Origin of the sequence: Bacillus cereus G9842, from assembly GCF_000021305.1 — a bacterium.
GTDB classification, from domain to species: Bacteria; Bacillota; Bacilli; order Bacillales; family Bacillaceae_G; genus Bacillus_A; species Bacillus_A thuringiensis_S.
Window position 1 is genome coordinate 891,926 of record NC_011772.1, and the last position, 26,763, is coordinate 918,688.

The following is a 26,763-nucleotide window of genomic DNA, read 5'->3' on the forward strand; positions in this document are numbered from 1 at the left end:
ATATGCCTTGTATAGGGGGAGGATAAATGAAATTCCTAACATTACCCCTGACATTACATTTTTGGGAAGGTTTCTCCTTCTTCAAACTTTTTATAGAAGAAAACTTATTTAAGTAGAAGAGGTAGGTATATATGAAATTAGAGAAAAGTTTAATCATAACAATTATTTCTGTATTTATTTTAGGAGTAGTTTCGACTTTGGTATATCAAGCTTCCACCGGTAATAACAAAGGGAACTCAATTAAGAGCGAAAATGTTGCTTCTGTATCAAAAGAAGTAAAAGAAAATGAAAAGAATAAAAAGATGGTAGTTGATTTCTATAATGAAGTTTTTAACAAACATAATATCGATATTATCCCTAAATATGTAGGTGAAGAGTATAAGCAACATAATCCTTTTGTTGCTGATGGACGAAAAGCCTTCATGGATTTCTTTAAGGAGGATTTTGTTAAAAATCCTAATTCCTCTGCAGAGATTAAACGTGTAGTAGCTGAAGGGGATACGGTTGCTCTTCATGTACATTCTCGTACTAATTCTCAAGATAAGGGAGTTGCTATAGTGGATATATTTCGTATCAAGGATGGAAAGATTGTCGAACACTGGGATGTAATTCAAGAGATTCCAAGTGAAGCAGCTAATGATAATACGATGTTTTAGATAGAAGATATATTTAATAATTGTTTAATTGATAGTGCTGTATAGAATTTAGAAATTTAGATAATTAGTTATCAAATTTGGAAATCATTTAAAAATAGCATATTAAATGATGGCACAAATTAATACGAAATAGCTCTTTAATAAAAAATCCTACTCAGTAAAAAATGAGTAGGATTTTTTATTAAAGAATAGTGCTAATTTTGTGGTTCGGCACCATCTAAATTTGGAAACCATGAAAGTATAGGTACTCTATATCCACGTAAAGTAAAATTGTAATTTTTTCCTTCTTTTATGTTTGCTTGCAGATCCACTGAATTAAACTTCATCATAAGAAGGCTATCCTCATTAGAAATAACTTTTTCGGTTCCATTTTTTTGCTCAACCTAGTACAATCTCACCAATTTAAAAAGACCACCATTACTGGCAGTCTTTCTGTGGTATCGAGTGTAGAGATGGTTAGCTACTTATCTGTTTAGGCATAATCTAGGATCTTTAGAATTCTTAATTTGAACAATCTATTTTTATATTATTTAAATAGTAATCTTTTATAGACCCACTCATTTTAGTTAACCTTTGTTCAAATATAAATGAAGTCGCAATTGTAACTAGATGCACAATTAATCAAAATAGAAAAAAGTACCTATAAGAGTAGGTACTTTTTTCTTTGTTATATATAAATTATACATTAATTTATATTTGGAACACTTTAAAAAGAAAAGATGATGATGGATTTATTAATAGATGCGTATAACTATATGTATATATTTAATGCATATATTATTTTTAGATAAATATATATATCTTTCAGTAAGAATGCAATATTCTTCGCTATTTACTTATATTTATAATTTAACTAATTCATTATAATATCAATGTTGATTTAAAGTTTTTTGTACAAAATGAACAGATGGGATTTTTTTAGGGATGCAAATACAAAGAATCATTCTGTTTTCTTAATTGACTAAATTTTTAAAATTTAAATCTTCAAATGTTAATACTTGTTATATAATTGACTTATTAAGGCATTGCCCCTAAAAGTTAATATGCCTAATGAGATTGTTTACGTTTTCCTTATGGGGTAGCACCAACATTTCATAGATTCTGTACGCTAAGGCTATAATCTTTATAATTCCTGAGCGTATGAAATTCGCGCTTTGTTGTTGGGACCGCTATGAGTACTGTTAAATATAATATTCAAGGAGTGATATAATGAATACTAATCTTAAATTATCAAACAGACCAGAACACACTGTTCAAAAATTATTTGAACAGCAAGTAATTCAGAATCCAGATTCTGTTGCGTTGGTATATAAAGATCAACAGTTAACTTATAAGGAATTAAATGAAAAAGTAAATCAATTAGCTTTTTATCTACAAAAACGAAACATAGGCCCTGAAAGTATGGTAGGGGTTTATATAGAACGTTCTTTAGAGATGATTGTAAGTATATTAGGAATAATAAAAGCTGGTGGCGCATATGTCCCACTAGATCCCGCATATCCAACAAAGAGGCTTGAATATATCTTGAAAGATGCCAACATACAAGTATTGCTAACCCAAAACCATCCAACACAGTGGATACCTAAAGAAATAGACTGTATTAATATAAAAGAACATGAAATGAATATTTCGAGAGAAAAAAATATAAATCCTACAATTGAAGTTAAACCAGATAATTTGGCATATGTAATCTATACATCTGGATCTACAGGAAAACCCAAAGGGGTATTAATTGAACAAAAAAGCTTATGTAACTTTATTATTTCTAGTATTAATTTAACAAAAATGAATTCAGACAGTAGAAATATTCAATTTGCCTCATTATCATTTGATGCTTCAGTATTTGAGATATTTACTAGCCTAGTTTCAGGTGGAACTTTATATGTATGTAGTCAACACGATATTATGCCAGTTGAACCACTTACTCAGTTCTTGCAAAAAAATAAAATTACACATGCACTTTTACCCCCTACGGTACTTAATTTGTTAGATGAATCTGTATTTAAAGATTTACAGGTTGTTATTTCTGCGGGATCAGCCTGTAGTGAACAAGTGGCAAAACGATGGATGCAAAATCACCTTTTTATTAATGCGTATGGTCCAACAGAAACTACAGTTTATACCGTTGCGGGAATATACAAAGGAGATGGAGCACCTCCTATTGGTCGGTCCATTCCCAATGTAGAGGTATATGTATTAAATGAAGCTAAAAAACTTGTCCCTATTGGGACAGTAGGTGAACTTTATATAGGAGGTATCGCATTAGCACGAGGATATTTGAATCAACCTGAATTAACAAAGGCCTCATTTATCCCACACCCATTCAAGAATAGCTCTAATGATAGATTATATCGGACTGGTGATTTAGTTAAATATTTACCTGATGGAAATATAGAATATATAGGAAGAGCTGATAAACAAGTTAAGATTAGAGGGTTTCGAATTGAGTTAGGTGAAATTGAAACAATATTAGGAAATCATCCAGACATTAAAGAAGTTACTGTGGTAGCGCAAGAAGATTCATTTGGAGATAACATCTTAGTAGCCTATATTGTGGGCGAAGGAGATACACAAGAGTGGAGAAAACATGTAGGGGTACATCTTCCAAATTATATGGTCCCGGCTCATTTTATCAAGATAGAATCATTGCCATTAACTGTTAATGGGAAAGTAGATAAAGATGCTTTACCTGCATGGGCCTCTATTATACAAACGAACGAGGGATATATAGCACCTCGGAATAGAGTAGAGCAAAAAATGGTAGAAATTTGGTCAGAGGTATTAGGGATTGACTCCTCTGCCATTGGAATAAACGATAATTTTTTTGAGTTAGGTGGACACTCTCTCCTAGCAACTAAAATAACTTCACGTTTAGGTGTTGATTTTTCGATTCTAGTACAAATACGTGATATATTTGAATACCCTACCATTAAACATTTCTCAAAACGTTTAACATTTTTATTGGGAAAAACGGGGGAGATCGATGTTTTTACACCATTACAATCAGTTAAACGTGAACAATACGAACCATTATCTTTCGCTCAACAGCGTTTATGGATAATGGATAAAATTGTAACAAATAGTGCGCTTTACAATGTCCCGATTGCATGGCGTTTAAAAGGAAAATGGAACATTGAGATGTTAAAAAAAGGATATAATGCAATAATACATCGCCATGAAATTCTACGGACAGTATTTCATGAAGTTGACGGAAAACCAGTGCAAATTGTTCAACAAGATATAACAGTTCCCTTATCAGTAATTGATTTGCGTTATCTTTCTCCTGAAGATAAAACATCTAAAATAGAAAATATATCAAAAATAGAAGCTAAAAAGCCATTTGATTTAAGCCAAGGACCTTTATTACGTACTCATTTAATAATAATGGACAATAAAGAGTTAGTACTTCTTTGTACCATCCATCATATTATTTTTGATCGCTGGTCATTAGATACCTTTATCAATGAATGGATGAGTTTTTATCAGGCATTTTTAGAAAACGAAACTGAAAAGCTTCCCCCTTTACCTGTTCAGTATATTGATTTTACAAAATGGCAAAAAAGTTGGTTAACAGAAGATATTATACAAAAACAAATAGCATATTGGGGGAAAGAATTACGCGGTTTACTTCCTATATTGGAACTCCCATTGGATTATCCTCGTCCAATAATACAAAGCTATAATGGAGATACGTATCAAATTGTCATACCCAATAAATTGTTAGAAAAAATAAAAGTATTCAATTCTAAGGAAGGCGTTACATTATTCGCCACATTATTAGCAAGTTATCAAGGGTTTCTTTCTCGTTATACCAATCAAAAAGATATTTTAGTAGGCAGCCCGATTGCAAATAGGAATTATCCAGGAGTTGAAGATCTTATTGGATTCTTTGCAAATACTGTAGTCTATCGTGCAGATTGCTCAAATAATATAACATTTAAAGAATTGGTCCAACAAATAAAGAAAAAAATGTTAGATGCACAAGAAAACCAGGACGTTCCTTTTGAAAAAGTTATAGAAGCTATACAACCAGAACGTGATATGAGTTATTCTCCATTATTTCAGACAATGTTTGTTTTTCACAATCAATTAAAAGAGTTACCAAAATTATTAGATCATAGCGTAGAAAAAATCCCTAGACATATGAATGGTGCAAAGTTTGATATAACTATAGCAATGGAAGAGATACCAACAGGATTACAAGTGGATTTTGAATATAATACAGACTTATTTAAGGTTTCTACAATAAAAAGAATGGCTCAATCTTTTGAAATTTGGCTAGATGAAATTTTACAATTTCCGGAGGAACCTATTGAGAATCTAAGAATACTCACTAAGAACGAAGAAAAGCAATTATTACATGAATGGACTAACATAGAGGGCAATTATCAAAAAGATGTGGTGATTCAAGAGTTATTTGAACAGCAAGTAATTCAGAATCCAGATTCTGTTGCGTTGGTATATAAAGATCAACAGTTAACTTATAAGGAATTAAATGAAAAAGTAAATCAATTAGCTTTTTATCTACAAAAACGAAACATAGGCCCTGAAAGTATGGTAGGGGTTTATATAGAACGTTCTTTAGAGATGATTGTAAGTATATTAGGAATAATAAAAGCTGGTGGCGCATATGTCCCACTAGATCCCGCATATCCAACAAAGAGGCTTGAATATATCTTGAAAGATGCCAACATACAAGTATTGCTGACACAAAGTCATCTAACACAGTGGATACCTAAAGAAATAGACTGTATTGATATAAAAGAACATGAAATGAATATTTCGAGAGAAAAAAATATAAATCCTACAATTGAAGTTAAACCAGATAATTTGGCATATGTAATTTATACATCTGGATCCACAGGAAATCCAAAGGGTGTCCTTTATGAACAAAAAGGTCTATGTAATTTTATTAATGCCAGCATTAATTTTACAAAATTAAATACGGGTAGTAAGGTAGTTCAGTTTTCTTCAATTGCATTTGATGTTTCACTATATGATATCTTCGCAACTCTGGTGTCTGGTGGAACTTTATATGTATGTGGTCAACAAGATATTATGCCAGTCGAGCCACTTACCCAGTTTTTGCTAGAAAAAAAAATTACGCATGCATTTTTACCACCTACGGTACTAAATCTGTTAGATGAATCTAAATTTGAGGAATTACAAACTGTTATTTCTGCGGGTTCAGTCTGTAGTGAACAAGTGGCAAAACGATGGGTGAAAAATCACCTCTTTATAAATGCATATGGTCCAACAGAAGCATCGGTTGCTACTATAGACATTTATAGCGGCAAAGGGACACCACCTATTGGTCGATCTATTCCCAATGTAGAGGTGTATGTATTAAATGAAGCTAAAAAACTTGTCCCTATTGGAACAGTAGGTGAACTTTATATAGGAGGTATCGCATTAGCACGAGGATATTTGAATCAACCTGAATTAACAAAGGCCTCATTTATCCCACACCCATTCAAGAATAGCTCTAATGATAGATTATATCGGACTGGTGATTTAGTTAAATATTTACCTGATGGAAATATAGAATATATAGGAAGAGCTGATAAACAAGTTAAGATTAGAGGGTTTCGAATTGAGTTAGGTGAAATTGAAACAATATTAGGAAATCATCCAGACATTAAAGAAGTTACTGTGGTAGCGCAAGAAGATTCATTTGGAGATAACATCTTAGTAGCCTATATTGTGGGCGAAGGAGATACACAAGAGTGGAGAAAACATGTAGGGGTACATCTTCCAAATTATATGGTCCCGGCTCATTTTATCAAGATAGAATCATTGCCATTAACTGTTAATGGGAAGGTAGATAAAGATGCTTTACCTGCATGGGCCTCTATTATACAAACGAACGAGGGATATATAGCACCTCGGAATAGAGTAGAGCAAAAAATGGTAGAAATTTGGTCAGAGGTATTAGGGATTGACTCCTCTGTCATTGGGATAAATGATAATTTTTTTGATCTAGGTGGGCACTCTTTAAAAATTATGAGTACTTTAGTAAAAACATTTTCTGAAGGTTGGAATGTAACTATTAAAGATTACTTTGAATTAAAAACAATTAATAATATAGCTAAAAAAATTCAATATGGATATAAAGTAAATTCACATTCAGATACATTAGATATTAAATTGACAACTCCTCCAAAGAAGCTAAAGAAAACAAAAAGACACGAATTTAGTAATAATAGCAAAATACTTTTAACAGGTGCTACAGGATTCTTAGGTATTCACCTACTAGAACAACTATTGGACACTACAGAATGTAAGATATATTGTTTAGTTCGTGGGGAAAATAAACAAGAGGCAAATAATCGTTTATTACACATGTTAAAATTTTATTTTAAAAATAAATTTGTAAGCTATCAATCTTTAGTAAATCAACGTATCTTTATTGTACAAGGTGATTTAGCTAAACAAAATATGGGATTAGAAAACGAATTATATAAGGAGCTTCATCAACAAATATCAACTGTTATTCATGCTGCAGCTTTAACAAAACATTTTGGCGAGTATAGTGAATTTGAAAGAGCAAATGTCCAGGCGGTAAAAGAACTTCTTGCATTTGTTGGTGATACTAAGGATTTACATCATATATCTACAACTGGTGTAGCCGGACAATTTGTATTAAATGAAACGGAAACAATATTTAAAGAAAGCGATTTTTATGTAAAACAAAATTACAAAGATAATGTGTATGTGAAAAGTAAATTTTTGGCGGAATATGAAATATTCAAGGCAATATTAACGGGAACAGATGCTACTATTTATAGAGTAGGAAATCTTACAAATAGATATATTGATGGACAACATCAATATAACTTCACCGAAAATGCATTTATGAGCAAATTAAAATTTATATTACAATATGGTATCGTGACAGATGTATTATTATCAAGTGAAGTTGAGTTTACACCTGTAGATTATTGCAGCAAAATTATCACAGGGTTTGTAACTTCAAATGAAATACATGAAAATAGCAAAAATTGCGTAAATCATATATACAATCATCTTACGTTAAATTTAAATGTACTTGTAAAATTACTAAATTCAATGGGATATCCAATTAAAGTAATTTCTGAAACAGAGTATCAACAATTTATTTTAGAACTTTCTAAAGATAAAAAGAAACAGGAAGATATTCAAAACCTCATGACATTTGAAGAACCAAAAGATAATTGTTATAAACCAATAAATCTTGATTCGACTGAAACTCAAAAAACACTAAAATTATTAGGTATTCAATGGCCTATTATTAATATTGAATATATACAACAAATTATTAATTATATGACGAGTGTTACTGGTAGTAATTCTGTTGCAAAGCTTTTTAAACAAAGTTACACTTTAAAAAACTGAACAGACTCATGAGAAATGAGAAATTTTAAAGGAACACAGTTAAAAAAATATGCAAAATTTTTTAGACAAAATCACTGAAATAGGACAAGCTTTTAGGCGGAATTATATGCATAATTATTGTGATTCTATCCTTTATAAGGAAATAATTTTTAGTCAGCAAACACATGTAACCTTTTGAATATTGGGTAAAAGACACCCTAGTAGAGTTTTTCATATCGTATGAGACATTGCTGTCGAAAAATTGCAAACAGATGGGAAAATACAACAAGCTATTATCCAACAAAGAAGGAAATACCCCCATAGAATACGTTAGAGCGTTAGATACATTAGAAGAATTTAATGAATTGAATTTAGACTATGTAGAGACGAGTATGAAGGAATAATAACAATATAACAAGTACTTTTTCAGCTTTCTACGTTATATAAGGTAAGGGGAAAACTGTCATCGAGATTACAATTTTAAGTGGATTATCTTTTTCTTTATGGGGAATAACATCGTTAAACACGTTATATGAACAAGCTACAGTAACAAAAGGAGATGTGTAGCCATTGGAACAGGGAGTAGCGGATATTTAAGTTGATAATTGGGAACAGGAAATGAATAAATGATAGGTGAAGGATTCTTGGGAACCCATGGTTCTTACAACAGATAAAAGATCCCTTCGTTTGTTACGAAAAGAATCTTTTATCTGTTGTGTTTTTTTGTTCTTTTGTTCCCGTATTCCTTTTCATTTTAGGTTTCAAAAATATATAAAATCAATTTTAAGACAAATTACTTACATTAATATGCTAATATCAATAGTAGATATTTTATCTTAAATTAATGAAAAAGAAAGGTGATACTAATGAATTCGACACCAATTGATTCTGAAATCTTTAAGGACCAGTTTGGTACAAAACAAATGAGAACAAATTTTTCAGACGAGAATTTAATACAATTGTGGCTTAATTCAGAAGTTGCCTTAGCAAAAGCTGAAGCTAAATTAGGTATTATACCTCAAAATGCAGCGACTAATATTGCAAATGCAGCTGACCAAAATAAACTTGATTTTAATAAGATTAGAGAAGGAATGAAAAAAACTGGACACCCCTTTGTAGCATTCCTACATGAGTTCGAGAGTTTATGTGATGAAGAATCACGTAAGTACATTCATTGGGGAGCAACAACACAAGATATAATTGACACGGGACTTACCCTGCAAATTAAAGGTGCTCATGAACTTATTTATAATCAAACTCAAGAAATATTAAAGATATGTTTGAGATTAAGCCAGCAATATAAGTCAACAGTAATGCCAGGCAGAACGTTAGGTCAGCATGCCTTACCGATTACTTTTGGATATAAGATATCTATATGGTCAGATGAACTTGGTCGTCACTTAGAAAGGTTACAACAAGGTGCAGACCGATATTTAGTGGGGCAACTGGGAGGTGCAGTTGGTACTTTAGCTTCATTAGGAGCGCAAGGGTTAGCTGTTAGAAAAGAGTATGTAAAAAATTTAAACCTAATTGAACCCTTAGTATCTTGGCACACGTCTAGAGACCGATTTGCAGAATTTAGCATGATTTTAAATATGATTGGAGCAACTACAGCTAAAGTTGCAGAAGAAATAATAAGCCTTCAAGGAACAGAGATTAGAGAAGTAGAAGAGGGGTACCATTCTGGTAAAGTAGGAAGTAGCACTATGCCGCATAAAAGAAATCCTATGACTTGCTCTTATATTGTGGGATTAACTAAAATAGTCAATAGAAAATCAACTTTAGCTATTGACAGTATGATTCAGAAACACGAAAGAGATGTTACATTTTGGCAATCTGAATGGTCTTATATTTCGGAAATTTGCATAACTTTAAGCGGCGCATTAGAACAACTTAAAAATGTCTTAACAAACTTAATAGTAAATGAAGAACAAATGAAAAAGAATCTTTTTCTTACCAAAGGTTTAATAGTATCTGAGAACGTAATGTTAGAATTGGGGAAGATAATTGGTAGAACTACTGCCCATGATTTATTGTACGAATTAACAATGAGAGCTTTTGAAGAAGACAAAGATTTAAAAGATATTTTATTAGAAGACAATGAAATTAAGAAGTATTTTAGCGATGAAGAGATAAATTCCCTTACTAATCCAGAATCATACACAGGGTTGAGTGAAAAGTTTGTTGATGATGTTTATAACAAGTGGTTGAGTTATACATAAAACCAATTTAAGACCATTAGCTGAGGAATAATTCCTCAGCTAATGGTCTGCTTATACACATTATTAATTGTAATATTGCAGCCTAGAACATCTCTTGCAATTGAATCGGATTCAAGGAGTGTTACAGAATTAACCCCTGGTCGCGCTCCCGCAGCAGTTACCCAATGAACGCCTTCTGTTGGAATTCCAAAGGAGTATAAATTAGGATTAACTTTACCGTTTTTATCTATTAATCTATTTGGGGGGGGAGTCACTGCTAAACCTCCACTTTCAAAAATATAATTATTGTTCGTTGCAATCTTAAATTCTGAGGCTAGACCTGCTTTTAACATATTTGAGATTAAAATATTTTTACTTTGATTTATATTAACTGAGGGTAGTCTAGCATCAATTAGGTTCTTTGCATGAAATATCGAATCCTTAACACGGTTAGAGCTAATTTTAAAATCTTTATTTATAGGTGAAGTAGCTACAGTTGCTTCAGGTCCAACTAAAACTAAAATTCCGGCTCTTATTAATGCCCTCAATTCTTTGATTCTTTGAACAGGAGGGCCAATTGAAAGAAATGCGTTTAAAGGTGTATACCAATTGCGTAACTCTTCTTTATAAGATTCAGCATTTATTCCTCCATGATCAACAAGTATTCTTATTTCGTTTCGGATATCCCTTAAAACATCTAATGCGGCTTTTAGTGGACTGTTTTTATTACCCAGGTTTGCTTCGTTAATATCATTATGTAAGTAAGTATCTAACCAATTATGAAAGTCTGTTATTGAATTAAATTTTTTATCACCATAAGGACAACTAATTTTGTGCCAATCAAAAAATAGTTCTGATTTTACTCCAAAGTTGATTAAAAGATCCTTATGGTATTCTATGGCACAATTAACAAACTCGTAAAGGAACTGACAAGATTTTTCTATTCCATAGAGATTGCGAATTAAAGTTGTATAATAGATACTTTCAACTTCCAATTTTACGAAAGGCCATATCTCTTTTTTAAAGCTTAGGTTATTTTTATGTTTTAACTGCTCGATAACTTCATTTTTTAGAAATAGTGGGATATGTCTTTCTGAAGAACCTTTTTGATTTTGTCCCCTAGAGTGATAAGGTAAGCCTCGCCTAGAACCTGCAATTAATAAAGGTTCTTTACCAGAGGGAATGTAATTTAATTTGTCATTAATTTCTTCAAACTTTCCATCTCTCCCACTTGTTAAAAGTGACATGTAATCAAAAAAATTAAGGCCTAATCCCCTTATTATTACGGGAGTTTTAGGTTCTATTGAATCTAAATTAACATCTGCTGGATTGGATGGTGGGAAGTAATTTAGGTTGTTACTATTAGCAAACTCAAAGAAATGTTCTTCAGCTGAAGTTAATTTCTGATCTGAGTGCCCAGTTGTAAAGATAACCTTTTCAGCTTTAATTGGTGTTAAAGACTTATTAAGAAATAAAGTATAATCTTCATTGTTCGGATAGAGATTAATTAATGTGTCTTGAATTAAGTTAATCTTAATATTTGAGGGTAATTCTTCAAGAATAGTATTAAATGAATCTTTAAGATAATAGCCGTATAGAGCTCTTGTAGGGTAAGAGTTAGGTTCTAAGGAATAAATTTCTTCTGTAATAACGGTGGGCATATCCAAAGTGTCAATTTTATCCCTTAATTCATTTGCCCATTCTAATAGACTAGGCCCATTAACGATAGGACCCCGACACTGGACGCTATCATCAGTAAATAAAGTTATTTGCGAAGCCACTGTATTCATTAAAAGTTGAGGTGACTGGTCTGTTCTCCATACAGCTCCACCTGGAGGATGTGGATCAACCAAGTAAATTTCATAAGATTCTGATTTTAATTCAGATAAAATATTAGAGACTATTCTTTCAAATACTGATATACCTCTTGGTCCTAAACCTACTATCGCAATTTTCATATACTCACACCTATCCTTTCTGCAAGATCTAATTTAATCCGTTATGTAAAACAACATAACTAGTAGGTGCAAAAAAAGTCAAGTGTAAAACTAAAAAAATAATTTACTAAAGGGTGTTTAAATTGGAATTTAAAGAGAAAATTAAGTTATTTCGAACGTTACATGATCAAAACAATCCATTAATGCTTCCAAATGCATGGGATGCATCAAGTGCTAAGATTTTTGAGAGAAACGATTTTCAAGCGATTGGGACTACTAGTGCTGGTATCGCAGCAACCTTAGGTTATCCAGATGGCGAGAAGATTCCTTTAGAGTTAATGTTAAATTCCATTAGTAATATCTCGAAAAATACCAAACTTCCTGTTTCAGCTGATATTGAAGGAGGATATGCCGCTAATATTTTTGATTTACGAAAAATATTAAATGAGTTAGAAAAATTTGAAGTGGTAGGTATAAATATAGAGGATGGGAGAGGTACGTATTTAAGAGAAATTAATGAGCAAAAGGTCATTTTAGACTTTATTAAAGCTTATTCGCCTCATCTTTTCATAAATGCAAGAATTGATAGTTTTTGGCTAGATATTGGCGATTTAAAAGATCGTATTAAGGATGTAATCGTTCGTGCAGAAGAATATAAAAAATCCGGAGCAGATTGTATTTTTATTCCTGGAGTTAAGGATATTGAGACAATAAAAGTACTTAGAGAAAATATAGAGTTACCTATAAATTTGCTTCAAAGTGAAAACTTAAATTCCATGCAAAACATAAAGACATTAAAAATTGAGAGAGTGAGTCTTGGATCTTCAGCTTTTAGGAATATTCTAACAAACCTTGATAAGATAAGCAGCACCTTTAAACAGGGGAAATTATTACATTCAAATGGAAACTTAACCTATCAAGACTTAAACTTGCTTATGGATTGATTTTTTACAGGTGAATAAACTACTAAAAATAGTTATTTCTATAATTTTCAAAAAAAAGTTTCTCAACCCGAAACTATCAGACTATTATGTAATTTCTCTTTTTTGTGTGTTATGCTAGATTTATCAAATGTAGGAGGTGATTACATATGATCGTTAAAGTAAAAAAAGCTTCTAAAAAAGTAGTTGCTGCTAATGCACTTACTAATGTACCAGGTTAAGTCATTAAGAAGAACCGGATTTCCGGTTCTTCTTAATTTTTTAATTAATCAATTAATTAAGGAGATGTTATAAAATGAAACCAAAATTTAAAGAAACTATCCCTTATTTTTTCCTAAATAAAGAAATTCAAATTGGTGAAGAAGAAGGTTTAGCAGGTATAATTCCAGACCCTACTGGTAGCATCTCATTTCTAATAAATAAATTAGATGGCCAGAGAAACATTCCAAACATCGTTCAAGAAGTACAAAAAGAATTTCCTAATATTAGTTCAAATGAAATTATTGAGGCTATAAAAGTTTTAGGAAATGAAGGTTATTTAGAAGATAATTCAATTGTACCAGAACTCAATGATTACATCTTAGAAAGATATAAAGCGAATATAAATTATTTTTCACTATTCACGAAATTCGGAGAAGATAAATATAAAATTCAAGAAAAGATTTTAGAAACGCCTATTGCACTTCTTGGTGTAGGAGGACTTGGAACACAAGTACTGTATCATTTGGCAGCATTAGGATTTCATAATATAAAAGCTCTGGACTTTGATAATATTGAATTAAGTAATTTTAATAGACAGTTGCTTTATTCGGAATCAGATATAGGGAATAGTAAGGTTGAAATGGCTAAAAAGCGAATATCCCAATTCAACCCTAATGTGGATCTTCAAATTATAAATAAGAAAATAGAGTCACCTCAAGATGTGATTGAACATATTGAAGGAACTGAGCTTGTGATATGTGTTGCAGATAAGCCAACATTACATATTGCAAACTGGGTAAACGAAGGTGTGGTTAAATGTAATCTGCCAATGGTTTATGGTGGAGTATTAAATACTCGTGGTAGATTCTTTTCTATGATTCCTTCTAAGACAGGTTGTGTACAATGTCACATTAATTATGCAAGACAATTAAACGATAAACAAGACGAGCAATTAGAAGCTATGAATAACATGGAGTTTACTAGAAACAATGCTGCTATAAGTCCAAACGTAGCTATTGTAGCTGGAACAATTGTTAATGAAGCATTAAAAATTTTAACGCAGATTGCACAACCTATTTCTTTAGGGAAAGTTATGGAAGTGGACTTTTTAACCCTAGAAACTAATACTGTTTCTTCGTGGGAAAAAATGTTAGATTGTCCTCTCTGTGGTCAAGTAGTTAAAAGTGAAGTGAAGTGATTTGATATGCTACCTAAAGTTTTTTTTAATAAGAATTATGTAATACTTTTTTCTGGGATGACAATAAGTAAATTAGGAATGTGGTTCTTCACTATAGCAATTCCATTAATTGTTTATGATTTAACCCATTCTCCAAGTAAAATGGCCTTCGTACTAGCATTAGAGCTTGGAGCCCAAGTTATTTTTAGTTTAATAGGTGGGGCATTAGCAGACCAAATGTCTAAAAAGAAGATAATGATAATAGGAGACTATGCTTCAGCGCTTTTTGTACTCGTAGTTCCTATACTTTTTTTAAGTGGTTATAACAGCATAATAGTTATATATATTGCCGCTTTTACCTTATCTGCTTTAGCAGCTTTTCATCATCCTAGTTTTGAATCTGCAGTTCCTGAAATCTTATCTAAAGAGGATCTTATTCAAGGTAACTCATTCTTTAGACTAAGCGAAACGATTATCACATTCTTGGGACCCGCCGTAGCGGGGATTGCAATAGCGCTTTTTGGGAATTCGAATGTTTTATTAATAACAAGTGTGGCCTTCTTTTTATCAGGAACAATATTTTTATTTTTAAAATTTAGAGATTTTGCTGAAGAAGAGAAGAAACGCCCTGAATTAGTAAAACCTATTGTTGAAGGACTAAGATATGTCTTTGGAACGAAAATTATCTTAGTTGGTTCTCTAGTTATTTTTGGTATTAATATAGGATTTGGAGCTGTAGAATCTCTTTTTATGTATTACTTGAAAGATTATCTAGGCTTGAGTCCTATAAATATTGGATTAATTTTTTCATTACAGGCAATTGGACCAATTTTGGCTGTTTATTTTGCAAGTAAATTTAAACATATTCCAAGAGGAAATGTTATTATTTATTCAGGGATTGTTATAGGACTTGCCCAGATGCTCCTGTACTTCTCTCAATTCAGCTTAGTAATTTTAGTATTCTGTCAAATTTTTATTAAAGGATCAGTTACTTTATTAGCTATTAATTGGTTTACATTGCGACAAGAGACTGTACCTAGCAAGTTGCTCGGAAGAGTTATCAGTTCTACTAGAATGGTAGCATTTTTAGCTTTACCTTTTAGTGCTATGATAGCTGGCTTTTTGGCTGAGTCAATAAATGTTTTGTCAATCTTCTTAGTTGCAGGTGCTTTCGCGATAGTATCATCAATCGTAGGTGTAAGTCTTGGTTTATTTGATAGAAAAAGATTAGATAAGATTCAAAATGATACAGCATTGTAATTAGTTAAGTGTAAAGGGAGTTATTTTATGAACAAAATTGAACTAATAATTATGAATTCTAATGAAGTACGCCGGAGAAGTTTAAATTTATGGAGTTCTATTCCCAGTGAGGTTTTATTTCATAGGGTTGATTCATCTTCAATGACTATATTAGAACAAGTACGGCATGTTTTAGAAGCTGAATATTTATATCTTGAAATTTTAAAGACTAGAAAAAGTTTGCCCTATAGCGATGATGAACCAAATCCTTTCAATACACGCGATTTTACAACCATTCAAGATGAGGTTGATTTTGCAAAACCTTATCGAAAAAATTTCTTAGATTTTATAATGGGATTAAATGAGGAAGATCTTGAAAATATAAAAATAGATCGCTCAGATGTAGGATATACTAGAAACCTTGGAGATATGTTAATGAGAATGGCGTATCATGAAGCCGTACATACAGGGCAATTATTAAGAGATATGAGGGCTTTAGGTTTAAAAAGACCTCATCTATGGGATTAAATTAAAAATGGTTATCCGTTAGCATTCTAAATAAATGTTTCTATTTCTGACGAGTTATACATGTTAAAATATATAACATGAGTATGTAGGGGGAAGAGTTATGAGCACTGAAGAGTTTTTAACAGATATTCATGAGCACACTCCGAGTTATAGACAGATAAAAATGGAAGCGTTGAGAAGATTTCCTAATGAACGTTTGCAAGTTATTGAATATATATAAGAAAATGCAAGTTTATACGATTATTTAATATGTTTGTTAGATATAACACAGAATGCTCTGGTGAATCAATCTGTACGCAAATCGGAAGGCGAGTTAAAGAAGTATGAGTTTACAGCAAGTGAATTAGAAATGTTGTTTAGTGGATTCTATGTTGCAGTTAGGCAATTGCCTGAGAACATTGGACCTAAAATTTATGAAGCTATTCGATGCAAAAGTGAAGACGTATTATTGAAGTGTTTAGAAGAATCAATAAGAGGGTCTGAAGAAAAGAAAAAAGAAAAAAGCGGATTTTAACATTGAAATTTATCGTACAAAGAATTGACACTTAAATCCCTCACAAACGTTACAGAAAGATATAAGACCTAAGTTGAAAGAAAAGTAAAAGGTCAATGGATATAGTTATATTGTGCAGTTGATTCAGAGGGTAATACAATTGATTTTTATCTAAGTAAATCAAGAGATAAACCAGCAGTCAAGCGCTTTTTCAAGAAAGCCTTGGCTTTTTCGCATGTTTCTAAACCTCGTGTGATAACAGTAGATAAGAACCCTGCCTATCCTGTAGAGATTCAAGTCATTTAAAACAGCAATCTCTATATTGAGTGGTGTCGAATCTATGCATATGATAAAAAACGGGCAACTTGTTTTACCGGACAAGTCTGTCCAAAATCAGAAAGAATTTATTCCTAAATGGTTTGGCTTAGCTTCATAAGATAGAAATGAAGAGAAAATTGCTATTCTATGTTTCCAACTAACATTTTTGCACCAGAACCGAATCTTCAACGAATTTACTATGTAACATGGCTAACACCTGCATCCTATTATTAAACGGTGTTCCAAATGCACTAACAATTAAGCTAATACCAGTTGCTAATGCTCCAACTACTAATTTCTTGAACATAATAAATCCCCCTTAATATTTTTTATAACTTGCACCTTAAATATATCACTTTTCTTATTTTGTAAATGTTTTGAATTTGTAGAAATGTTTATTTGAATCTTATTAATATTGGTAATTCATTTTATTAAGTGGAAAATAGAGGGATTTTTATAGGTATGTAAAAATACATAATAAATGAACCGAATATTATGATATACTCTCAAAGAGCTGATACAAAACTTCTTTAGATTGGAAAACTAAAGTCTTATCTACCCAATTGTGGGGGCGCCTTATGGCGTCTTTTTTTTATAAGAAACCTCCAAGCATTCATACACTTGAGGGTTTATCAATTGAAAGGTAGGGCTGTTTGGAGTTCCTTAAATTAAGAACAAAGCGGGATTATTCCTAAACCAATTAATAGAGCTGCAGCAAACGCTGGAATTGGCACAGGGATCTCGATACTTTCTACAACTAAGAAGTATTGTGTCCACTTACTACTTTAAAACAAACTAATTGCATTAATTAAGAGTTTTAGTGCACTACTCCTTGGAAGTTGATCTTGTAGCGCTCTTTCTCGTAATTCACTATGTTTTCCAAAGAAAATAGTGAAAGGCAAGGCGATGAATACATTTACAAAATGACAAAACTGTAAGAATACACGAATGTTTGTAAGAAAGTTCGATGTTTTCCTTTTTCTTTTTTTATTATAGTGAAAAAGAAGGACGAAATATTCTCTTATGTAGGAAAGGAAGATAATAATGATTGATCTATTAAATAAATGGATGTTAGAAAGTACAGGCAATTTCAATATCGTTGTAGGAATTACAGCACTTCTATTTTTGGGTTCAGTAATTGCACTTATTATTATTTACAAAAAAATTGGTAAACCAGATGAAAGCACAAATGCTATTTATTTAAAAATTACTTCTCGTATGTTTACTACTCAAATTCTAATGAATGCTATATTTATTTCTTTAGTTGGTAAAGATATTGAGAATTTCCGTCAAATCTTTATATTATTTGAAGCTTTTGTATTTTTTATTGGAGCTATTTATTCGTTTAAATTATATAGACAGGAATATAAATAATTCACTTGCAAGAAACAATAAAAAAACTGCACCCCAATTGTTAGACACAGTCTAACAATTGGAGGTGTAGTTTTTTTATGACTAAATTTACTTCAGAAGACAAAATGAATGCAGTAATACATTATCAAGATGGAAGTGAGAGTATAAAAGATATTGCGAAATCATTGGGAGCGAATCACGAAGTGGTTCGCATGTGGATAAAACAATTTGAATATCATGGAATCCGGGCCTTTGAAAAAGGCTATACAACGTATTCTGCACAGTATAAACTAGACGTACTAAATTATATGTTCGAAAATGGGACGTCTCCAAACGAAACGGCAGTCATTTTTAATATTTCTTCACCTGGACTTATTAGAAAATGGCGTATTCAGCTACATCAAAAAGGAGTAGACGCCCTTAAATCGAAGAAAAAGGGGCGTCAATCTATGACTAAGGACAATCAAAAATCAATTAAGAAACAAACACAAACAGAAGAGTCAGTAGAAACATTACAAGCTGAATTGGAGCGTTTGCGTATGGAGAATGCTTATTTAAAAAAGTTGAATGCCTTAGTTCAAAACAAGGAAAAATCACCAAACAAGATAAGGCGCAAGTAATCTATGAACTAAGGAAAGCATTTCCGGTGCAGGCACTTTTAAAATTAGCAGAACTCCCACGAAGTACATATTATTACTGGATACAGAATTCTAATCGACCAGATAAAGATAAAGAGCTAAAGATCCTTAATTCAAAACATTTACGATGAACACCAAGGTCGTTATGGATATCGCCGTATTCGCGATGAGTTAATGAACGAAGGACACAAAATCAACCATAAAAAAGTTCAACGAATTATGAAAGAGTTAGGTTTAAAGAGTCTAGTTCGTATGAAAAAATATCGCTCGTATAAAGGACAAGTAGGTAAGATTGCGCCAAATATTTTAGAACGTAATTTTAAAGCTGAAAAGCCGAACGAAAAATGGGTTACAGACATAACAGAATTTAAATTATGTGGCGAGAAGCTCTACTTATCACCGATGTTAGATCTATTTAATGGAGAGATAATCGCTTATACAATTGATTCAAGACCAACCTATTCACTTGTATCGAAGATGTTGGAGAAGTCTTTTCAACAATTGACAGAAGAAGACGAACTCCTTATTCACTCTGATCAAGGCTGGCATTATCAAATGAAGAAGTATCGTCACGCCCTAAAGGAACGCAAGATTACGCAAAGTATGTCTCGTAAAGGGAACTGTTACGATAATGCGGTTATTGAAAGTTTCTTTGGTATTATGAAATCTGAATTTCTTTATCTAAAAGATTTTGAAAGCATAGAACACTTTAAACAAGAATTTGAAAAATATATCGATTATTATAATCACAAAAGAATTAAGGCAAAACTAAAAGGCATGAGTCCGGTACAATATCGAACTCATGCCCTAAAGGCTGCCTAATGAAACGACCTGTCTAACTTTATGGGGTCAGTTCATTTTGGTGGTCTTTTTTGCATAAAATCTTGTAAAGCAAGAAAAAATAGAATATTAATATTCTAATATTCAATAGAAAGATAAATTGTTTAAAAGTTCAAAATAATACATTATAATATATTTAGTAAAATTAACCAATATATATTTTGCTCATTATGTATTAAAGGGGAAATGAAAATGGCTGGACAAATTCGTATGTCACCAGAGGAGCTTAAATCGAAAGCGGCTCGATATGGACAAGGTGCAAATCAAATTGAGGACATTTTAAGTCAACTACAAAACTTGCAAAATGAATTAAGAGGAGAATGGGAAGGTCGTGCTTTCGAAGGTTTTGATCAACAGTTCAATGAATTAAAGCCAAAAGTACAAAACTTTGCACAGCTATTACAAGAAATTAATATGCAGCTGAATAAAACTGCAGAAGCTGTTGCTTCTCATGATGAAGAATTATCACGTAATTTCGGTTTGAAATAAAAATTGTCATACTCTATATAACAAGCATTTCAAATGAGCCATACAGCTTATATTGTATGGCTCATTTAATTGCATGCCTAGAGCGAGTGATATTGATAGGGATATATATTTTATGAGATTTCTTTGATGCGTTTGGAAAACTTATAGAAAGGGTTTGAAAGAATGGGACAATTTCAAAGTAATTTACAAACAGCAACGCAAATTGCTACGAAAATGGGATCAGCCCCTGATAGGATTCAAAGTGCAACAACTCGTTCTATAACAAAGGCGACGCGTACAACATTATCTGTTAACTTCAAAGCACAAGAAGCGAATCAACAAATGTTAGACTTGACGAAACAATTTTCCGCTGCCTTTCAACAAGCGGTTGATAATATTCATTCGGTATCTAATGAATTTGAGAGAATGGATAACGAACTTCACAATACTTTTCGCTAATGTGACAACCTACGTAAAGTAAAATAGTAGGAGGAAAAAGATGAGTCAAGATATTGAAAAACAAATTAATCAAGTAAATCAAAAGTTACGAAGTGTATTTGAAGAACAAGACCGAAATCAATCTGCGATTCAAGCTCAAGAACAAGCGGAAGCAGATTTTTATGAATGTAGAAGTCGAAATCGTCGTTTGTTTGATCGAATTTTAGGAACTTGGCATGGTGATAGAGAAATGTCCCAGTTTTTTATGAATACGTATCAAGATGCACAACATATTGAACGAAAAGTCACATTTGAATTGGAAAACAAAAAAGAAACGTTGCTTAAAGAAAGACGAGACCTTAATGATTTAGAAAACGCCCTTTCCTATCAACAACAACAATTAACAAGGGAGGTCAATGCATGAGTTTAAATATGTATTTGGGAGAGGTACGAAGCCAAACTCAAAGCATGAATGCTGTATGTACCGCTACTATTCAAGGTATGGAACAAGCCATTCAGTCGATTGACGCTTTTGCAGTTGATACTGTTTTACAAGGGCAAACATATAGTAGTGCAAAAGCATTTTTTGTACAAACCTTTCGACCTTTGGCACAAGGAATCATTTATTTGTGTGAAGAATTAATCCGTCAAAATGATGCTTTTCCAAGTCAATTTCAATCACAAGTCGCTTCCACAGATGTAATTGAACAAGAGATATTAGAACAAATTCGGGAAATTGACCGAATGAAAACAAGTATGGAAGCTGTCAATCAAGCTATGCCAATGCCGGGTATGGATGCCATGGTAAATCTTTTTATTGTTATGAGGCAAAAACTGCAAGAAAAGCTGGATCATTTGTATCAATTCAATCAGAACTCTAGTAATAATTATAGTACAGCACTTCAATTAGCAGCTAGTATTGCTGCAGGTCTTGCGGAAGTTCAAAGTGGGAAAGGGTTTAGTCCTGCAAGTGGTACATTTAGTATGCAAGGGTTGAATATGGAATGGACAACTTCAATTCAAGCGATTACAGAAGAGAGGGCACGACAAGCTGCCAATTCAATTGAAGAAGGTGAAATGTGTGGTAAGCTACCTGAAAAATCTACTGGTGAAAAAATTTGGGACGGTATTGTAGATGGTACGGGACAAGCAGTTAGCGATACAATAGACGGAATAAAAGCTTTAGGAGATTGGGAAACGTGGGAAAACATGGGGAACGCTGCTTTGCACCCTATTGATACCCTCAGTACGATGTATAATGTATTGTCAGATTCATTTATTAATGATGTAATAAATGGAGATGCTGAAAGTCGTGCTAAATGGGGAAGTTATGCTTTAACACAAGTTGGATTAGGACTTATTGGTGATAAAGGATTAAGTAAAGTATCGAAGGTAGCAACTACTGCAAATCTAACAAAAGGTATGTCCAGAGTAACTAATTCTGCTACATATAGAAATGCAATAAACGTATTAAATAATTTTAATTTAAACATTGGAAACCGTTTTGCTTATGCTGGTATTGGGGGAAGTTCTTTAAAATCTAGCTTTATTGATACTTATCAAACAGCTAAGGATAAGCTATCACCTTATCAATATACTAAAAGGACTACGGATGGTGACATTTTTGTTGGTAAATTATATGGAGAAGATGTAATTCTTAAAGATGTTAAAGTTGATGAAATTACTTACTCTAAGAGAACTCGAGAAGAAGCTGAACAACTTCGGAAGGAATTTGATAGGAGTGTGAGAAAAGATTTTCTTAATGCATTGGTAAATGATCCTGTTAAACTGAAAGAACTCAAAAAAGCGGGAATAACAGATGCTGATATAGAAAGGATGAAAAGAGGAAACAATCCAAAAGGGTGGCAAGTACATCATAACCTCCCTTTAGATGATGGAGGAACAAACGATTTTGGAAATTTAACATTAATACAAAATCATCCATATCATAAAGCTATAACTAATACACAACGTACGTTAACTAGACACTTACAAGAGGGAGATAGTGTAGACGTAAGCTGGCCTATACCAAAACATAACATCTACCCTAAGGGAGAATAAATAAACTTAGAAAGGGATTTTTATATGTGGAAAAATCTGGTTTTAGAAATTGAAAAAATAGAGAAAAGTTTTAATGATAAACTGAATACACCAGCAACAGATAGTGAAGTTCAGAAATTAAGAGAACGCATGAAAGAGAGTTATAATGTTGACCTACCGAGTGAATATGAGGAGTTTCTTAAAACTGTAAATGGATTAGATTTTAACGGGCTAGTACTTTATGGAGTTGACTCTTATTTGTTAGATACAGAAAGGGACGAATCAATTTGCGGGCTTATAGAAACCAATGAGATTTGGTATGAAAATGAATTTCAAAAAGAGTATCTTTTCTTTGGCGATTCAAATATTGCGTGGTTTTGTAAGAGCTTATCAGACGGTACTTATTTAGAACTTGATAAACCATCAGGTACGGTAATGAACACATATAATGATTTTAATACAATGCTTGAGGAAGCGTTAAAAATAACCCTTCTTTAATAGGGGGTATTAAAAATTATGTTTAATTTTTTAAAAGAATATGTTGTAGCAGACAGAAGTGTCCGTTCTAAACAAAAACCTATTTTCTATCCTATATATCAAGATGAGATAGATGAGGCAGAAAGCTTATTACAAATGGAACTTCCAAAAGAACTGAAACGCTTTTATCAAGAAATAGGTTGTGGTTTTTTTAAGTCTGATACAAGAACGTTTTTCAACAGATTTATGGACCCGATTTCAGTTGCAGATTTCCGTTTAAGGCAAGATATTTATGAATATAATCCAAACCTAGATGATGATTCATTAGTGTTTTTTGAAGTAACAGAACTTAACTTTTTAACAATTAAATTTAAAGAGGAAAATGAATTAGGTCAATGTCCTACTTACTCTGAAGATGAGAAAATAGCGGATTCTTTAGAAGAATTTTTAATTAAAATGGATGAAAATCCTGACTATTATATTTAATCTTTTTAAGACTTGCATTAAGGTGTAGCATTTGAAAAATATCTAATCATGAGTAAAAAAGCTTATGTATAACCTGCATAAGCTTTTTTAATGTCCATAATAGGTAAAAAGTATCAAAAACATTCACCATTAAATCACTTGAAAGTTTAAAGCGACTCCTAAATTAGAAAATCATATTAAAAATATAGATCCCTCTGTTCCAAGAAGGAGAGGGAGAGGTATTGATGGAGCACACAACAGTGAAGAGTTCTTTAAAAACAATATTAAAAATAGTCAGTGAATCACCTTCAAAAATTCTAGGTGTAAAAACAGTAGAATACAATATGCCTAAGTTAAATATGGATGGCACCCCTACAGGAGAGTATGGAAATAAAGTATTCACAAACAACATTTATGATCCTAAAATTATAAGTGATAAGGAATTTATTAACCGTGGAATTGAAGCAGCTAATGACGCTAAATTAAAAACCAGTGATGGAGTTCTTTCGAGAGAAGGGGCGGGTGTTGACGGTAAAGAAATAACTTGGAGAGGATACCATAAAGGTGGAGAAATCTCTTCTTTTTTTCCAGAATAAATTAAAGATATACGAGGAGAGATATGTATGCAAAGAGAATTTAGATTAAAAGATGAGGATTTACTAGATTTAACCCATTTTCCTATACAAGCAGTGTTTAATATGGTAGATGATGAAAGATTTTTAAAGGTAATCAATTCAGTTTGTGAAGGAGTAGGATTTGGAGAGGAATATGGCGCATGTACTTTTCCAGGAGATTTGGATGAGTATGATATTGCCAATGGAGATTCATTTGAAGGGGTAGAATTTGTATTATACAGTGGTGATGAGGTAATAATTAATTATCAAACACTTTATCATTATTTTAAAAAAATGTGCGAGGGTTATTCAAAAAAGTATCCAAACACAATTAAGAGATTAGAAGACAGTCTTAACAAATTTATTGAATTATACAATATTAATAGGTAGAGACTATTTATAACTTATCCAAAATCATTATAAAAGGTAGAATGTTTCATGATTAGAATTGATTATATGCTAATATTCAATAAAAAGATTTGATGTTTGAAAATTCGCGACAAAATCTCGTAATATGTTTAGTAAAATTAACCGATTCATATTTTACTCATTATGTATTAAAGGGGAAATGAAAAAAACTTGGTCAACAGTAGCGGGGTGGTTTAATTCACATGAAAAAAAATACAGATTTTAATAAAAAAGCTTTTGAATATTATATGGCTCTTTATGCTGTAAATGAAATAAGAGTCCACGTAATTGTTCTTGTCCTTTTGGGGGCAGACGTGTTTGTTCTTTTGCCTGCATTCGCGAATCCTTTTCAATTACTCTATGTATATATAGTAACTCCTCCAGTTGTTTTTTTAAATTTGTGGGCGATATGGATTGCTATCAATCCTCGGAAACGACAATTACAATACACTCTATTTCGAGGAGTATATGGCACCATATGTTCAGTCGGATTATTGGTTATAACTCAAAAATATGCTTATGAAGTGTTACAATTACAAACTCCCATCTATTTTATTCTTTCATTTGGTTTGTATAGTTTCGCTTTGTATCATTTTTATAAAAATCATATTGAAAAACTTCAGGAACCAAGAAAAAAATCAAAATCATCGAAAGAAACTGGTGGTGTAAAAGTAGCAGCTATTGCAGCGGGATTGGGGCAGTTAATTGCTAATATAATTCTTAGCATTGCAACACAACAGATGGGGGCAATTGTATTTATGTCTGCATGCACAGTGTTTTCGTTTGCTTTGTTTTATATGATTATAGAACTCCATAAGTATTATTATTTACGTAAGCATATAGAAGATGGAGGGAAAATACGTATAGGCTTTTAAAGAGGATTTGTTGCATTTCAAGTGTATAATTGCATTCTTCTTATGGAAGCCATTCACGAGGCTTATAGCAATAAAAGATGTATAAGTGGAAGATTATATTCTGGTAAAACATCTGAAGGAATGGAAATTAGGTTTGTTCTTATTGATGATAAGATTATAGCTGTTTATCCCGTGTATTAAAGAATGTGAGGTACTCAAAAATGAAAGTAACTAATCAGCCCATAGTTAAAAATGTAAGAAAATATAGAGGTAATTGCTAAGAAGCACTCCCCCTAAGTTTCAGATGAAATTAAATAATTGATTATTTACATTTAAATAATCGACTATTTATGCTTTAATATTTATATGTACAAAATTGGGATAATTAGGGATTTACATTTAATATGTTTTAAGAAAGGGGAATGTTTTTTATATGGAAACTCCAGAAAATCAATTTAAACGTGCACTTAATCCTTGGTTCTCCATTTGGATAAAACCACGTGATACAATGAAAGAAATTTTTATATCCAAACCTAAGAATGTGTTTTTACTCATTTTACTAGGCTCATTCGTACAGACTTTAGATCGAGCATCTTCTAAAAATGTGGGGGATTCAATAAGTAGTCCAGTTTCAATAATCTCAATGGTTATATTCGGTACCTTCGTTGCTTTCTTAATTTATTATTTTTTGCTACCAGCGTTATTTAATTGGGTGGCAAAAAAACTTGGTGGACAAGGTACATTTGAAAAAACACGTTACTCAGTTGCCTATTCTTATATCCCTTACGTTTATTCTCTTATATTAGTTTGGGTGCCTTCATTTTTCTTGTTTGGGATAGAAAACTTTACGAGTGAGACACCGGAAATGGATAGTAGCATAACTTTAACGATTTTGTTTCTTATTTTTGCCATAATTGATATAGTTATTGGAATTTGGACAATCATTATTTCCTTAAAATGTTTAGGGGAAGCACACCAATTTTCAGCATGGAAAGCATTATTAACAATAATAATATCCTTTATGATTATCATTCTTCCTTTAGTAATAATAGTATTTCTTATAGTAGGGGTTACAATCTTTTAATAATTTATTTGCTTTTTATTTATCCAAACGTTTTCTACTT

Annotated in this window: 21 protein-coding genes and 3 pseudogenes; 21 read left to right on the plus strand and 3 right to left on the minus strand. The window is 32.0% G+C overall.

Going from position 1 to position 26,763, the window contains the following annotated elements; translation table 11 throughout:
- The first annotated feature begins 131 nt into the window (after positions 1-131).
- The 3 genes from BCG9842_RS04465 (at position 132) to purB (ending at position 10,231) form a co-directional block, all read left to right on the plus strand.
- Positions 132-656, plus strand: coding sequence for a nuclear transport factor 2 family protein (locus tag BCG9842_RS04465; RefSeq protein WP_000764209.1), 525 nt, complete (start codon positions 132-134; stop codon positions 654-656).
- 1,209 nt (positions 657-1,865) lie between these two features.
- Complete coding sequence (locus BCG9842_RS04470) at positions 1,866-8,030, plus strand: non-ribosomal peptide synthetase (protein WP_012614749.1); 6,165 nt, start codon at positions 1,866-1,868, stop codon at positions 8,028-8,030.
- Positions 8,031-8,875: 845 nt separating this feature from the next.
- On the plus strand, positions 8,876-10,231 hold the full coding sequence (gene purB / locus BCG9842_RS04475) for an adenylosuccinate lyase (RefSeq protein WP_001089379.1): 1,356 nt from the start codon (positions 8,876-8,878) through the stop codon (positions 10,229-10,231).
- Between the two features lie 35 nt (positions 10,232-10,266).
- Here purB and BCG9842_RS04480 read toward each other — a convergent pair whose 3' ends face one another.
- Positions 10,267-12,168: an FAD/NAD(P)-binding protein gene (locus BCG9842_RS04480; protein ID WP_000684561.1), complete on the minus strand. Its 1,902-nt coding sequence runs from the start codon at positions 12,166-12,168 to the stop codon at positions 10,267-10,269.
- 113 nt (positions 12,169-12,281) lie between these two features.
- On the opposite strand from BCG9842_RS04480, the gene BCG9842_RS04485 reads away from it, so the two are divergent.
- The 6 genes and pseudogenes from BCG9842_RS04485 to BCG9842_RS29200 form a co-directional block, all read left to right on the plus strand.
- A complete protein-coding gene (locus BCG9842_RS04485; RefSeq protein ID WP_223838112.1) occupies positions 12,282-13,091 on the plus strand; it encodes an isocitrate lyase/PEP mutase family protein in 810 nt (269 codons plus the stop codon).
- A gap of 292 nt (positions 13,092-13,383) precedes the next feature.
- Positions 13,384-14,487: a HesA/MoeB/ThiF family protein gene (locus tag BCG9842_RS04490; protein ID WP_000802791.1), complete on the plus strand. Its 1,104-nt coding sequence runs from the start codon at positions 13,384-13,386 to the stop codon at positions 14,485-14,487.
- Between the two features lie 6 nt (positions 14,488-14,493).
- Positions 14,494-15,726, plus strand: a complete 1,233-nt coding sequence (locus BCG9842_RS04495) for an MFS transporter (RefSeq protein ID WP_000937088.1) — start codon at positions 14,494-14,496, stop codon at positions 15,724-15,726.
- A gap of 27 nt (positions 15,727-15,753) precedes the next feature.
- On the plus strand, positions 15,754-16,233 hold the full coding sequence (locus BCG9842_RS04500) for a DinB family protein (RefSeq protein ID WP_001033113.1): 480 nt from the start codon (positions 15,754-15,756) through the stop codon (positions 16,231-16,233).
- Between the two features lie 280 nt (positions 16,234-16,513).
- Complete coding sequence (locus BCG9842_RS04505) at positions 16,514-16,747, plus strand: hypothetical protein (RefSeq protein WP_001076693.1); 234 nt, start codon at positions 16,514-16,516, stop codon at positions 16,745-16,747.
- A gap of 81 nt (positions 16,748-16,828) precedes the next feature.
- Positions 16,829-17,162 (plus strand): annotated as a pseudogene (locus BCG9842_RS29200) (DDE-type integrase/transposase/recombinase); the annotation flags it as partial.
- A gap of 39 nt (positions 17,163-17,201) precedes the next feature.
- Here BCG9842_RS29200 and BCG9842_RS31175 read toward each other — a convergent pair.
- Both BCG9842_RS31175 and BCG9842_RS31985 read right to left on the minus strand, forming a co-directional pair.
- A complete protein-coding gene (locus BCG9842_RS31175) occupies positions 17,202-17,351 on the minus strand; it encodes a hypothetical protein (RefSeq protein WP_000473828.1) in 150 nt (49 codons plus the stop codon).
- A gap of 481 nt (positions 17,352-17,832) precedes the next feature.
- Positions 17,833-17,949 (minus strand): annotated as a pseudogene (locus BCG9842_RS31985) (transposase); the annotation flags it as partial.
- A gap of 139 nt (positions 17,950-18,088) precedes the next feature.
- Between BCG9842_RS31985 and BCG9842_RS04510 the strand changes: the two are divergent.
- The 12 genes and pseudogenes from BCG9842_RS04510 (at position 18,089) to BCG9842_RS04570 (ending at position 26,723) form a co-directional block, all read left to right on the plus strand.
- Positions 18,089-18,418 carry a hypothetical protein gene (locus tag BCG9842_RS04510; protein ID WP_000566275.1) on the plus strand — a complete coding sequence of 110 codons (330 nt, stop codon included), beginning with the start codon at positions 18,089-18,091 and terminating at the stop codon, positions 18,416-18,418.
- A gap of 77 nt (positions 18,419-18,495) precedes the next feature.
- Positions 18,496-19,857 (plus strand): annotated as a pseudogene (locus tag BCG9842_RS29210) (IS3 family transposase).
- A gap of 210 nt (positions 19,858-20,067) precedes the next feature.
- Complete coding sequence (locus BCG9842_RS04525) at positions 20,068-20,364, plus strand: WXG100 family type VII secretion target (RefSeq protein ID WP_000918588.1); 297 nt, start codon at positions 20,068-20,070, stop codon at positions 20,362-20,364.
- Between the two features lie 162 nt (positions 20,365-20,526).
- Entirely contained in the window at positions 20,527-20,802 is a 276-nt protein-coding gene (locus BCG9842_RS04530) for a TIGR04197 family type VII secretion effector (protein ID WP_000529663.1), read from the plus strand.
- Between the two features lie 40 nt (positions 20,803-20,842).
- Positions 20,843-21,205 (plus strand): DUF3958 family protein, encoded by a 363-nt coding sequence (locus tag BCG9842_RS04535; protein ID WP_000076127.1) that lies wholly within the window; start codon positions 20,843-20,845, stop codon positions 21,203-21,205.
- The gene (locus tag BCG9842_RS04540) at positions 21,202-22,842 is read left to right on the plus strand and encodes a T7SS effector LXG polymorphic toxin (protein WP_000056148.1); all 1,641 of its coding nucleotides are present in this window, start codon (positions 21,202-21,204) and stop codon (positions 22,840-22,842) included. The genes BCG9842_RS04535 and BCG9842_RS04540 overlap by 4 nt, the downstream gene beginning before the upstream one ends.
- Positions 22,843-22,866: 24 nt before the next feature.
- Positions 22,867-23,319: a YrhA family protein gene (locus tag BCG9842_RS04545; protein ID WP_000265799.1), complete on the plus strand. Its 453-nt coding sequence runs from the start codon at positions 22,867-22,869 to the stop codon at positions 23,317-23,319.
- Between the two features lie 18 nt (positions 23,320-23,337).
- The gene (locus BCG9842_RS04550) at positions 23,338-23,784 is read left to right on the plus strand and encodes an SMI1/KNR4 family protein (protein ID WP_000481679.1); all 447 of its coding nucleotides are present in this window, start codon (positions 23,338-23,340) and stop codon (positions 23,782-23,784) included.
- 224 nt (positions 23,785-24,008) lie between these two features.
- Positions 24,009-24,359: a CdiA family toxin C-terminal domain-containing protein gene (locus BCG9842_RS04555; RefSeq protein ID WP_001999206.1), complete on the plus strand. Its 351-nt coding sequence runs from the start codon at positions 24,009-24,011 to the stop codon at positions 24,357-24,359.
- A gap of 27 nt (positions 24,360-24,386) precedes the next feature.
- A complete protein-coding gene (gene cdiI, locus BCG9842_RS04560) occupies positions 24,387-24,767 on the plus strand; it encodes a ribonuclease toxin immunity protein CdiI (protein ID WP_001188530.1) in 381 nt (126 codons plus the stop codon).
- A gap of 221 nt (positions 24,768-24,988) precedes the next feature.
- Positions 24,989-25,660: a hypothetical protein gene (locus BCG9842_RS04565; protein WP_000742393.1), complete on the plus strand. Its 672-nt coding sequence runs from the start codon at positions 24,989-24,991 to the stop codon at positions 25,658-25,660.
- 412 nt (positions 25,661-26,072) lie between these two features.
- Positions 26,073-26,723, plus strand: coding sequence for a Yip1 family protein (locus BCG9842_RS04570; protein WP_000449709.1), 651 nt, complete (start codon positions 26,073-26,075; stop codon positions 26,721-26,723).
- Positions 26,724-26,763: the final 40 nt, after the last annotated feature.

Coding starts and splice junctions, on each gene's coding strand:
- BCG9842_RS04555 (WP_001999206.1), top strand. CDS start 24,009: ATGGAGCACACAACAGTGAAGAGTTCTTTAAAAACAATATTAAAAATA.
- BCG9842_RS04540 (WP_000056148.1), top strand. CDS start 21,202: ATGAGTTTAAATATGTATTTGGGAGAGGTACGAAGCCAAACTCAAAGC.
- BCG9842_RS04565 (WP_000742393.1), top strand. CDS start 24,989: ATGAAAAAAAATACAGATTTTAATAAAAAAGCTTTTGAATATTATATG.
- BCG9842_RS04530 (WP_000529663.1), top strand. CDS start 20,527: ATGGGACAATTTCAAAGTAATTTACAAACAGCAACGCAAATTGCTACG.
- BCG9842_RS04495 (WP_000937088.1), top strand. CDS start 14,494: ATGCTACCTAAAGTTTTTTTTAATAAGAATTATGTAATACTTTTTTCT.
- BCG9842_RS04535 (WP_000076127.1), top strand. CDS start 20,843: ATGAGTCAAGATATTGAAAAACAAATTAATCAAGTAAATCAAAAGTTA.
- BCG9842_RS04480 (WP_000684561.1), bottom strand. CDS start 12,168: ATGAAAATTGCGATAGTAGGTTTAGGACCAAGAGGTATATCAGTATTT.
- BCG9842_RS04570 (WP_000449709.1), top strand. CDS start 26,073: ATGGAAACTCCAGAAAATCAATTTAAACGTGCACTTAATCCTTGGTTC.
- BCG9842_RS04470 (WP_012614749.1), top strand. CDS start 1,866: ATGAATACTAATCTTAAATTATCAAACAGACCAGAACACACTGTTCAA.
- BCG9842_RS04465 (WP_000764209.1), top strand. CDS start 132: ATGAAATTAGAGAAAAGTTTAATCATAACAATTATTTCTGTATTTATT.
- BCG9842_RS04510 (WP_000566275.1), top strand. CDS start 18,089: ATGATTGATCTATTAAATAAATGGATGTTAGAAAGTACAGGCAATTTC.
- purB (WP_001089379.1), top strand. CDS start 8,876: ATGAATTCGACACCAATTGATTCTGAAATCTTTAAGGACCAGTTTGGT.
- BCG9842_RS04550 (WP_000481679.1), top strand. CDS start 23,338: ATGTTTAATTTTTTAAAAGAATATGTTGTAGCAGACAGAAGTGTCCGT.
- BCG9842_RS31175 (WP_000473828.1), bottom strand. CDS start 17,351: ATGTTCAAGAAATTAGTAGTTGGAGCATTAGCAACTGGTATTAGCTTA.
- BCG9842_RS04525 (WP_000918588.1), top strand. CDS start 20,068: ATGGCTGGACAAATTCGTATGTCACCAGAGGAGCTTAAATCGAAAGCG.
- BCG9842_RS04490 (WP_000802791.1), top strand. CDS start 13,384: ATGAAACCAAAATTTAAAGAAACTATCCCTTATTTTTTCCTAAATAAA.
- BCG9842_RS04500 (WP_001033113.1), top strand. CDS start 15,754: ATGAACAAAATTGAACTAATAATTATGAATTCTAATGAAGTACGCCGG.
- BCG9842_RS04545 (WP_000265799.1), top strand. CDS start 22,867: ATGTGGAAAAATCTGGTTTTAGAAATTGAAAAAATAGAGAAAAGTTTT.
- cdiI (WP_001188530.1), top strand. CDS start 24,387: ATGCAAAGAGAATTTAGATTAAAAGATGAGGATTTACTAGATTTAACC.